We start from the raw sequence: 11,176 nt of genomic DNA, 5'->3' as shown, positions 1-11,176 counted from the left end.
CGGCGCGGCCCGAGGTTTTACCTGGACTGCCGGGCAAAGGCCCTGAGCGCAGAGAAGCCTATTTGCTGACTTGATTTTTTGTTACTTTTTCATCAAGGAAAAAGTAATGAGCCTCCGCAGCCAGGAGCGGGGCAAGCCAAGCGCGTAAAGGCTTAACAGGATGAACTTACGTTACCGCAAACCGTTTGGCAAACCACATAGAAACCGGCAGCAGGCAGGCAATAAATATGCCGGCCCATATAGCGCCGAAGGCGGCTGCCCAGGCGGCATCCATCAGTATTAAAGAGATGACCCCGGCTTTAACCGCCAGGCCGATATTTTTACCAACCGGGTCTTTAATAGCGCTTAAAAGCGGCCGGAAGATCATCCAGGCAAAAGGCAAAACAAACCCAATGGTTATGGATTGCTGCTGGCTTATAGCAAAGTAAAGTATAGCTGCTATCACAATGGCATACAGCACCCCGCCAATATACAGGTTACGCTTATTGCCGCCATGCACCTCGCCCTGGCTTATCATGGTGATAGAGAAAATGTAGATGACGGGCACCGCAGCCAGGTAATAAAAATGCGTGAGCATCGGTACCGAAATACTGATACCCAATAACAGGTTTAACCCCCGGCATAAGCCCATATTAAGCGGGCCAATAAATTTAATATGCTTACTGATCTTATTATATAATAAGGCAAAAAAGGCTATCGCAACGGCTAATGCGCCGGCATGGTTGCTGTAGGAGAAAGCAAAACCAATGCCCCATAATAAAAGGAAAATCCCTAAAAACGATGCCTCTTTTAAGCTGACCAGTCCGGCGGGGATGGCGCGTTCGGGGCGTTCAACTTTGTCAAGCTCCGCATCAAACACGTCGTTAAATACAATGCCGCCGCTGTATAAGCCGATGGTTGACAGGCAAAGCAGCACAACGGGATAAAAGCTGCCGGTAGTAAACGTAAGGTGGTAAAAATAACCGGATATAGCGATACCCGCCAGCACATCGGCAACCGAGGTTACAATATTGGCCGGGCGCATCAGCCTTAAATATAGGGTTAGTTTACCTGCCATAATTAGCTGATGATGATGGATGATTTATCAATGCGCGGTTGCTGTCCGCCACGTAAAATGGTGTTGCCTTCAAATTTCTGGCTTTGATCTATAGCGCTGCCGGCAGTAGCAAAATCTTTCTCGTCAATCTGCCCGCTTTGTGCAAAGGCGGTGATAGCGTTGCGATAGGTAATTAACTCAATATCGGCATCACTTATCCCGCGGATCTTCATCAGCGCCGCGGTTTTTGGTACCGCTAACGGGTCGCTGATGCCCCAGTCGGCAGCCGAGTTAACCATGATCCGTTCGGGGCCATATTGTTTGGCTATATCAACCATGCGCTCATTCCCCATTTTAGTGAACGGATAAATGGTGAATGCCGCCCAGAAACCACGGTCGAGCACTTCTTTCACAGTTTCCTCATTGTTATGATCGACGATAACCATGCGGGGATCAAGGCCATGCTCGATGGCAATATCCATACTGCGCGTGGTGCCGCCTTTTTTATCGCGGTGCGGGGTATGGATCTGCACCGGCAGGCCGGCTTCTTTTGCCAGTTCAAGCTGTGCGCGGTAATATTTCTCTTCGGCGGGGGTTTGGTCGTCAAAACCAATCTCGCCAATGCCTACCACACCTTCTTTGTAAATAAATAATGGCAATATCTCCATCACCTGCTCGGCCAGCGCTTCGTTATTTGCCTCGCGCGAGTTTAAGCCGATGGTACAATAATGCTTAATACCAAACTGCGACGAACGGAAACGCTCCCAGCCTATCAGGCTGCTGTAATAATCTCTGAAAGTATCAATACCGGTACGCGGCTGGCCCAGCCAAAAAGCGGGCTCAATTAGGGCCACAACGCCGGCGTCGGCCATGGCCTGGTAATCGTCCGTAGTGCGCGATGTCATGTGCACATGCGGGTCAAAAAACTTCATCCCTTTTATGCCGTCCAGGCTAACCGGCGGCGACAGTGGTTCAGACTTTACTTCTTCAAACGAGTGGGTACAACACATAGCTTTCTGTATTTAGTTGCCGGTTAAAGTATCCCAGCTTAAGTTCTTGTTTTCAATAGCTGTTACCAGCTCGGGGTATTTGTTTAATAACGTTCTTGCCGGCTGGTAGTTTGATGCCGATACAGCCAATGCACCGGCCCTGCGGTCGGCCAGGTTACCTTCCTCAAATAAACGTTTAATATCTTCAAAAAGCTTGTCGTCAATAAACGGACCAACCAGGCGCCATGATTTAGGGTTGACTTCGCGGCCGGCGGCCCAGCGCTCGTGCGCGTAATCGCTCAGGATATAGGCCAGTTCTTTATTGGCACGGGTATCAATGCCAATGATTTTGTTGATGTCCTTATCGGTAAAAAATGCTTTTAAAACCAACTGATTCCACGCGCTTTGATCCAGGTTTTGGGCGGGATAAGGATTAGAATACATAATGGCCTCTAACACGCTGCCGATATTACTGCGGATACCTTCCGAGCACCGTTTAACCCAGATCTCCGGGTAAGCCAGTAACGGTAAGGCCGAATATAAGGCAACCAGCTCGCCCATCTCGGCAGCCAGGAACAGGTTTTCTATTACGCGGAAGTATGCGTCTTTATCGGCAGTATCTAAATTTAATAACAGATAAGCACGACCCAGGCGGTCGATCGTCCAGCCATCAACCGTAAAACCTGGGATGATCGCATCCAGCTGCCCGGATTGGCCGGCAGTAACATTTACAACGGCTTTCCCTGTTTTACGCGGCAGCAAGGCAAACGCGGTATTCAGGGGACGTTTTTCTTCCAGCCAGGTAAATACGTCGGGGGCAACATTAACCTGTAAAATTTCTTTTAATATCGATTTGATCTGGTCCACCTTGTAATTAAATATGTATCACCACAACATAATCAATGATCAGCGCGGCAGATATGATCAGCAAACCAAAAAACTCGCGGGTATTTTCAATGAAAGGCTTCTCGGCCTGCATGGTTTCAACCAGGCTCGGCGCGCGGTACTTAACAATCCAGTCGCGCACGCCATCTTTTTCAAAGAACAGCTTAACGGCGTAGACCAGGTAAAAGGCGGTTAGCCCTAAATATACTTTAGGGTAATACATCCCGAAGCAGGCCAAACCGCAACAGGCGGCCACTGCAACATATATGGGCACCCATAAGTACCAGTCAATATCATTAAGGTTCAGGTAGGCAAACACTAAAAACGACAGGCAGAAAATAACGTTTATAATAATGAAGGCAATCATGGTGATAATTTTTGTAAAGATAATACCAGGTTTAATTATGATTTATGACCAATATCATAATTTGTAAATTTACTGTACTAATGCACAATTATAGTATATAAATGCAAGGGTTTTGTAAAAAAGCAATTACGTTCTGATCCGGCAATACCACTATTTCTTTTTGGCTATTTTGTACCTGGCTATCCTGCGGCGCATGTAGTTCTGCCTTTTTTGTTCGGCTTCGGCTATGCTTTCAATTGATGAAGCATCATCAAAGATCTTGGGTACCGCAATACGTTGCGAACTGTAGATGCCCGAGTCGCCACTAAAAAAATAAGCGGTAAAACAGGCTACCGCAAAAAACAAGGCATATTCGCTGCCAAAAAGTTCAATACCCATAAAGGTACTGGCCAGCGGCGTATTGGTAGCCCCCGCAAAAACCGCTATAAAACCTAAAGCGGCAAACAAGCTTACCGGCGCATTTAATAAGGATGATAAAGTATTACCCAATGTGGAACCGATAAAAAACAATGGCGTAACCTCTCCACCCTTAAAACCCGAGCCTAATGTTATAGTTGTATAAACAGTTTTCCAGAGCCAGCTCCAGGTATCGGCGCCACCGGCGTTAAAGGCTGACGGTATAGTTACGGCCCCGCTATATTCTGCATCCACCCCAAGGCTCAGATAGTCGGGTTTACCTATAATAAAGGTTAATGCAATAATTATGAGGCCCCCTAATGCGGGTATGGCCCATTTAGGAAAAATATATTTATTGAAGATATTTTTAACCCCATGTACTGTTTCTGCAAACAACATACTGGCCAACCCAAAAGCAACAGACGCTATAACAACCTTTATTAGCAATAAAACATCAATATGCATATAGGGTGTAAACAACGCAGAGCCGGCGGGTACAACACCAATATGATAAGCCGTATGATGAATGCCCCAGGCAGAAACAGTGATATCGGCCACTATGCCTGCAACCAGGCAAGGTATTAGGGCAGCGTATTGGATCCGACCCTGTGTTAAAACTTCTATCGCGAATATCGCACCGGCTAACGGTGTGCCAAATACGGCGCCAAAACCTGCCGCTATGCCTGCCGTGAGTATAATGCCGGTATCAACAGCATTTAATTTAAACCACAAACCAAAAAATTGCGCTATGCTGCCACCCATTTGTACAGCTGTGCCCTCTCTGCCTGCCGAGCCGCCAAATAAGTGCGTAATAACGGTGGTCAGCAATACCAAAGGGGTCATCCTTTTTGGCACACCGCCGCCGGGTTCATGAATCTCGTCTATGATCAGGTTATTTCCTTTTTCAGAATTTTTACCGTAAAGCTGGTATGAAAAATAAATTGCTGTACCGGCCACCGGCAACAGGTATAAAAGCCAGGGATGAGCAAAGCGGAAATGTATGGCCCAGCTTAACAGCGATAAAAAAAAAGCAACCATGCTGCCAATAACAACTGCAACTGGTACTATTATTACTGTCCACCGCAACTGGTGTTTAAAAACTGTATAATGCTTTTTAATTGATAAATAACCTTCCCCTGGCATATCTATATCAAATTGGTTTATTTGCAGCTTGATCCACCTGCTCTGTCATTTCAGTTTGTTCTGGCATATTTAGCTCTTTAATATATTGTAGTTTAAGATGATCGTATAAAGAATGTTTGTCAATAATAATTGCCACCAAACTGGCAACCATGCCCGCAAGTATCAGGTGAAAGATTACGTTATGGCGATTAGTCATTTCAAGCACCAATATAACCGATGTAAACGGCGACCGGGTTACTCCTGTTAAAAAGCCAACCATGCCCGATAAAATTAGCATATTAGTATCAATATCTGATACTTTAAACCAACTGGCTACTAAAGAGCCTACACTTGCACCCGCGCCCAACGCCGGCGCAAATATACCGCCGGCAGCCCCGGTTGTAAACGAGAGTAAGGGGCCTATTATTCTAAGTATGGGTGTGTACCAGCTCACATATTTATCTGATGTGAACAAGGTTTTTTGCATAATATCTTTACCAGAGCCTAATACATCCTGGCTAACCAAACAGGCCAAAGTAACCAGTATCAATGAGCAGCCTACTACAAATAGTACATGATGATAGGAGAATTTAAATTTGGCTTTCCATTCAAAAATTATTAAAATCATTTTTGACATTGCGCCGCCCAGCAAGCCGGAAATTACCGCAACAACCGCTACCCCAAAAAATATGGAATTGGATAATCCGTCCAGTTTGGGATAACCCAGGTATAAATATGGACCCAATAGCGCCTGGGCAGATAACCCGGCTATGATAACCGAAGAAAATATAGCTGTTTTGTAGTAGCTAAAATGGGTTTTTGTTAACTCTTCTATCGCAAACACAATCCCCCCCAACGGGGTATTAAATGCAGCAGCAAGACCGGCCGCGGCCCCCGTAACAATCATATTTTTCTTAGCTACTTTGGGCCACCAATTTGGTAAAATCTGGTACACGAATTTATATATTGATGCAGAGATCTGTATGGTTGGGCCCTCACGGCCAATTGCCCCGCCGCCAATTGCCATAACCAGGCTTGACAACACTTTAATGAAAATAATACGTAACCCTAAAAGTTTATCAACTGCTTTGCTGGAACGTGGCGATGATATTTTAATAGCCGCCATAACTTGCGGGATACCGCTCCCCCTTGAATATGGTGCAAAACGATGAACCAGCCACCAGGCTAAAACAAAACAAATTGGAGACAGTATAAAAAGATACCAGGAATGTTGGTTAAAAGCATAGGTGGTAAGATGCTCGGCGGCAACAAATAGCTTTGTATACAATACTGCCGCAAGGCCTGCAATTATTGAAGCTATCCAGAAAGGGATTGCCTGTAATGCGTTTTTCTTTAAATTTTCATTCTTAATCCTATCAAAAGATCGTTTTAATTTTATACGTAACCAAATTGCAATTTTCATTAAAAAAGAAGATGTAAGATACTATATGAAGCCTTACCGAGGCGATAAACGTAGTTAAAAGCGATATCGGTAGTTATACAATAGCAACGAAGATATCAGCTTTATATTTCAAATATAGGTAAAGCTTAGTACTGACGGCCAATTTTAGCCAACTTTTTGAAACCCTGGTTTTAAATCCTGCAATTACGTCACCAAAAAAACCTTGATCATGAAATATTTTATAGTCTTATTAATTACCTGCAGTAGCTTTTTTGTAAAAGCTCAAACTAATACTAACAAACTGGCAGGCATCTGGGATCTTACAGAATTTACTTACAAAGGCACGAGCGTAATACCGCAGTCACACGGCTTTAAAATATACAAATCACTCACCACAACGCACTTTATGGTTACCGAAGTTAACTTAGGAACCAACATAACCACCACCAGCATATTTGGCACTTATACTTTAACAGGTTTAGTTACCTTATTCTTAACAGCATCAACCACATCTTTAGCAGGTTTAGCAGCCTTCTTAACAGGCTCAATCACATCCTTAGCAGGTTTAGCAGCCTTCTTAACAGGCTCAATCACATCCTTAGCAGGTTTAGTAGCCTTCTTAACAGGCTCAATCACATCTTTAGCAGCTTTAGTAACCTTCTTAACAGGCTTAGATGCTGCCTCAACCTCAACAGGTTTAGCCAGTTCCTTAACGGGCTCAGGCATTACTTTAACAGGCTCGGTCGCGTAATATTGCTTAACCAGTTTTGTAACTTTATGGCGAATGTGAGTAGAGATATTCTTTTGCCACTGTATCTTATTACTACCATCTGCTCTTTTCGAAACCAGGAAGTAATCCTTTAAATCACCATTGATCTCGCTTGAATTATCTATACCTATTTGTTTGATCGCCTGATCAAACGCGTCCATTTTACCTGCCATTATTTCTTTCTTAAAAATTCCGTACGTAATACAATGCTCATGCCATCAATCTTGCAATCAACCTCTTCGTTGTTAGCTGTAAGGCGGATCTTCTTAACCGTTGTACCTTGTTTTATGGTAGTGCCGCCTCCTTTTACTTTCAAACTCTTTATAACCGTTACCGAGTCGCCGTCATGCAGCTGGTTCCCGTTACTGTCTTTTACTGTTAACTCGTCCATTGTTTGTTATTTGGCGCAAGTTACAAACTTTTAATTGTGCTGACTGTAATTGAAATATGAAGCGAAGAATTTTATTAACAGCCATGCTTTTTATAAGCCTGCTAAAAGCGTCGGCGCAAGATAGTTTATCCATCACCCTTAATGAAGTAAAATATCCTTACCCGGTTAAATTTTTTCCGGTTAAAACCGGGGGCCAAACTATCCAAATGGCTTATATGGATGTTATGCCAGCCAACCCTAACGGTAAAACGGTGATGCTTTTTCATGGCAAAAACTTTGGCGGCTATTACTGGGGCGGCGTTATCAAAGCCCTCGGCGCAAAAGGATACCGCGTAGTGGTACCCGACCAGGCGGGCTTCGGTAAATCAGACAAAGCGTTGATTCACTACAGCTTTAATTTGCTGGCGCGATTTAATAAAGCGTTGTTGGACAGGTTGGGGATAGCTAAAGTTACGCTATTGGGCCATTCGATGGGCGGCATGCTGGCCACGCGGTTTACGCTGATGTATCCGGATGTGGTAAGCAAACTTTTACTGGAGGACCCGATAGGCCTGGAAGACTACCGCACCTTTGTGCCTTATGTTACTATTGATGAAGAATATCAAACCGAGCTAAAAACCACCTACGAAAGCGTGAAGAAATATTACACCGAATCGTACTTTACCAAATGGAGCCCTGATTATGATTACCTGGTTAAAATTGCAGCCGGACCGGCAAAAAGCGCCAACTTTCCGCGTTATGCCAAAGTTGCCGCGCTAACCTATACCATGATCTATGAGCAGCCGGTTTGCTATGAGTTTGGGGCGATAAAAGTGCCTGTGGTTTTGTTTATTGGCCAGGAGGATAATACAATTATCGGCAAAGCATTATTAAGCCCGGAGGAAAAGATGAAACACGGGCAATACAAAATTTTAGGCCCGGCGACTGCCAGGAAGATCCCGGATTGCAAATTGGTTGAGTTTGACAACTGCAAGCATATCCCGCATATTGAAGTAGCGGGGCAGTTTTTGGACGCATTGTTAAAGAATCTCTAGCGCAACCCCTTCTTACTTCACAACCCTGGCAATGGCTTTTCCCCAAAATTCGCCCAGCGCTATGGCGCCTTTAGGATTGGGGTGCAAATAAAAAATCCCCTGGTGGCCATCTTCCGGCTGGAAATCTGTCAGGTAATTTTTTTCGAAATATTTAAAGCCTTTGGTATCACCAACAAAAACCTGTTCCGGGTTGCCGGTTTTGTAGGTTTTAACCAGTTCATCTATTACCGGGATATAGGTTTGCAGGCGGGTAAGGCCCTCCTGCAGGTACATGGAACCATTGTAAGTGTTGGGGCTGTACCAGATGGGATGCTGGATCACTATTTTACAGCCGGGGAAATCTTTCAGTAGCCGGTCAATGATGATCTTAAGGTTTGTACGGTAATCTTCTACCGACACCGGGGCGCCATGGGTGCCTTTTACCGCACTGTCATTGGTACCGATCTTGATAGCGAACAATAGTTGCGCCTGTTGATTGGCAAATACTTTTGCGGCGGCCTCGGCATCGTTTAAGGCACGCGTGCCCGGCAGCCAGTCGAGCGTTGTATAACCGCTATGACCCTGGTTTGAAAATTCAACCGCGCCAATATTTGCCTGCGTTTTTAAATAATTGGCACAGATAGCCGGCGGCGCCTGCGTAGCACGATCAGGCAATCCGGCGCCATAGGTAATGCTGTCGCCAATAAATACGATATTGATGTCACGCTTTTGCTCAAACAGGGTAAAGCTGCTTAACAATAAGGCAGCCATCAAAAAGCCGGTAATTTTTTTAATGTTCATGGCGTAATAATTGGTACACAATATTGCATAAAAAAAGCCTGCTATAAAAATAACAGGCTTTTAAAATATTCATTGATCGTTATTTGGTAACGTACATTACTTCTTTAACAGCTTTAACAACTTTATCAGCGTTTGGCAGGTACTCTTGTATTAAAGTTGGTGCGTAAGGCAACGGAACATCGCCACCCATAATGCGTAGGATAGGTGCATCTAAATAATCAAATGCATCTTTCTGTACCTTAAAGGCGATCTCGGTAGCTATCGAGCCTAATGGCCAGCTTTCTTCAACCAATACCAGGCGGTTTGTTTTTTTAACCGAGTTGATCACTGTTTCGTAATCAATAGGGCGCACGGTGCGTAAGTCGATCACTTCAGCGCTGATGCCTTCTTTCTCCAGGTCGGCAGCGGCTGCGTTAACAACTTTCATGATCTTGCCAAAACCTACCAAAGTTACATCAGTACCTTCTTTGGTTACGGCAGCTTTGCCAATCGGGATATAATAAGTTTCTTCAGGAACCATGCCTTTATCGCCATACATTAACTCCGACTCCATGAAAATACAAGGATCGGGATCAATAATACATGATTTTAATAAACCTTTGGCATCTGCAGGGTTTGATGGTACAACCACCTTTAAGCCCGGGCAGTTGGCATACCAGTTTTCAAAACACTGGCTATGTTGTGAACTTAGCATACCCGCATTACCCGTAGGGCCGCGGAAAACAATAGGTACAGAGAACTGGCCGCCGCTCATTGACATGATCTTGGCAGCGCCGTTGATCACCTGGTCAATAGCCACTAACGAGAAGTTAAACGTCATGAACTCAATAATAGGTTTTAACCCGTTCATGGCCGAACCTATGCCTATCCCGGCAAAGCCCAATTCAGAGATGGGGGTATCAATAACCCGTTTAGCGCCAAACTCGTCTAACATACCCTGGCTAACTTTGTAGGCACCGTTATATTCGGCAACCTCTTCGCCCATCAGGTATATCGTTTCGTCGTTGCGCATTTCTTCCTGCATTGCTTCGCGAAGTGCTTCTCTGAACTGTATTTCTCTCATCTTATTAATTAAATGATTTTTTTTGCACGCAAATATAACACTAATGCAATTTGCTTCGTATACCGATCAGGTTTTTTACATAATAATTGGTAAATACTTTTAAATAAAACCGCAAAACATGGTATGTTTGCACCGCCACTACCTTATTCATGATGATATTAACAGCTAAAAACTTCGCACTAGCCTTTTGCCTACTACTTGCTTTTACAGCTAAAGCCCAGCAGCAAATCCTTCAAAGTTCTATAGATAAGATAACTAATAGCCCGGGTATCAGTTATAAAGTTTCTGAAATAAACAATGACCCTTCCGGCGGAAGTGATCAGCGCGCCGAAATGAAAGTAGCGCTATGCAACCGGCTGGGTGATAATAACTATGAAAGCTATATGATTGATTGTGATGCCAGTTATGGTAAGTTTAAGTATGTGGGCAATAGTAAGCAGCAACTTGAACTTTATTTGAAAGACGGTATATATGTTATGAAGCCCAGGGAGGCCAATAAGACCTATGCCGACCCGTTAAACTCTTTGGTAAACGAGTTAAACAGAAAGATCAACGAGACGCGATATACGACACAAATACTTTCGGACACCACGATCAACAACGTCGACTGTTATCAATTATTTGTTGAGTGGGGAAATAGCTCAAAGAAATTGTATGACAGGATATATGTTTTTGTAAGCAAAGCCGACAATATGATACTTGGCCTGGCGTCAGACCAAGCAGCGACATCAAAGTCGGGCACTACCCAGCTGACGCGCAAAATCTCATTTTCGGACTATAAATTCAGCGCCAAAGCACCCGGCCCTAAAGACTTTTCTATCCCGGCCGGGTTTAAGCCCGGAGAAAAAACATCGCTTTTACCGGACATGGGCACAACTGCGGCTGTACGGTAACCGGCATTAACAAAAAAGCGGGCCTGGGCCCGCTTTACCAGTCTTACCT

General features: G+C 44.4%; 12 protein-coding genes. 2 read left to right on the top strand and 10 right to left on the bottom strand.

The annotated features are described in order from the left end of the window. Positions 1 to 166 precede the first annotated feature (166 nt). From eboC to LJ658_RS07765, 8 genes are all read right to left on the bottom strand, one after another. Complete coding sequence (gene eboC, locus LJ658_RS07800) at positions 167 to 1,057, bottom strand: UbiA-like protein EboC (RefSeq protein WP_230545921.1); 891 nt, start codon at positions 1,055 to 1,057, stop codon at positions 167 to 169. 2 nt (positions 1,058 to 1,059) lie between these two features. After that, a complete protein-coding gene (locus LJ658_RS07795; RefSeq protein ID WP_230545920.1) occupies positions 1,060 to 2,046 on the bottom strand; it encodes a TatD family hydrolase in 987 nt (328 codons plus the stop codon). 12 nt (positions 2,047 to 2,058) lie between these two features. Then, the gene (locus LJ658_RS07790) at positions 2,059 to 2,892 is read right to left on the bottom strand and encodes an EboA domain-containing protein (RefSeq protein WP_230545919.1); all 834 of its coding nucleotides are present in this window, start codon (positions 2,890 to 2,892) and stop codon (positions 2,059 to 2,061) included. A gap of 7 nt (positions 2,893 to 2,899) precedes the next feature. Then, positions 2,900 to 3,277 carry a transmembrane 220 family protein gene (locus LJ658_RS07785; RefSeq protein WP_230545918.1) on the bottom strand — a complete coding sequence of 126 codons (378 nt, stop codon included), beginning with the start codon at positions 3,275 to 3,277 and terminating at the stop codon, positions 2,900 to 2,902. A 150-nt stretch (positions 3,278 to 3,427) separates the two neighbouring features. After that, positions 3,428 to 4,816 carry a voltage-gated chloride channel family protein gene (locus LJ658_RS07780; RefSeq protein ID WP_230545917.1) on the bottom strand — a complete coding sequence of 463 codons (1,389 nt, stop codon included), beginning with the start codon at positions 4,814 to 4,816 and terminating at the stop codon, positions 3,428 to 3,430. A 7-nt stretch (positions 4,817 to 4,823) separates the two neighbouring features. Beyond that, positions 4,824 to 6,218 (bottom strand): chloride channel protein, encoded by a 1,395-nt coding sequence (locus LJ658_RS07775; RefSeq protein ID WP_230545916.1) that lies wholly within the window; start codon positions 6,216 to 6,218, stop codon positions 4,824 to 4,826. A 441-nt stretch (positions 6,219 to 6,659) separates the two neighbouring features. Then, positions 6,660 to 7,139 (bottom strand): hypothetical protein, encoded by a 480-nt coding sequence (locus LJ658_RS07770; protein ID WP_230545915.1) that lies wholly within the window; start codon positions 7,137 to 7,139, stop codon positions 6,660 to 6,662. Beyond that, the gene (locus LJ658_RS07765; RefSeq protein ID WP_230545914.1) at positions 7,139 to 7,357 is read right to left on the bottom strand and encodes a zinc ribbon domain-containing protein YjdM; all 219 of its coding nucleotides are present in this window, start codon (positions 7,355 to 7,357) and stop codon (positions 7,139 to 7,141) included. Before LJ658_RS07765 ends, LJ658_RS07770 begins: the two co-directional genes overlap by 1 nt. A 56-nt stretch (positions 7,358 to 7,413) precedes the next feature. On the opposite strand from LJ658_RS07765, the gene LJ658_RS07760 reads away from it, so the two are divergent. Next, positions 7,414 to 8,391 carry an alpha/beta fold hydrolase gene (locus tag LJ658_RS07760; protein WP_230545913.1) on the top strand — a complete coding sequence of 326 codons (978 nt, stop codon included), beginning with the start codon at positions 7,414 to 7,416 and terminating at the stop codon, positions 8,389 to 8,391. Between the two features lie 12 nt (positions 8,392 to 8,403). Here LJ658_RS07760 and LJ658_RS07755 read toward each other — a convergent pair whose 3' ends face one another. Continuing rightward, positions 8,404 to 9,171 (bottom strand): GDSL-type esterase/lipase family protein, encoded by a 768-nt coding sequence (locus LJ658_RS07755; RefSeq protein WP_230545912.1) that lies wholly within the window; start codon positions 9,169 to 9,171, stop codon positions 8,404 to 8,406. A gap of 79 nt (positions 9,172 to 9,250) precedes the next feature. Further along, complete coding sequence (locus LJ658_RS07750; RefSeq protein WP_230545911.1) at positions 9,251 to 10,234, bottom strand: pyruvate dehydrogenase complex E1 component subunit beta; 984 nt, start codon at positions 10,232 to 10,234, stop codon at positions 9,251 to 9,253. A 149-nt stretch (positions 10,235 to 10,383) separates the two neighbouring features. Between LJ658_RS07750 and LJ658_RS07745 the strand changes: the two genes are divergently transcribed. Then, positions 10,384 to 11,127, top strand: a complete 744-nt coding sequence (locus tag LJ658_RS07745; protein ID WP_230545910.1) for a hypothetical protein — start codon at positions 10,384 to 10,386, stop codon at positions 11,125 to 11,127. Positions 11,128 to 11,176 lie beyond the last annotated feature (49 nt).

Origin of the sequence: Mucilaginibacter sp. UR6-11, assembly GCF_020880695.1 — a bacterium.
Lineage (GTDB): Bacteria > Bacteroidota > Bacteroidia > Sphingobacteriales > Sphingobacteriaceae > Mucilaginibacter.
This window is presented reverse-complemented; position numbering and strand designations above follow the sequence as displayed.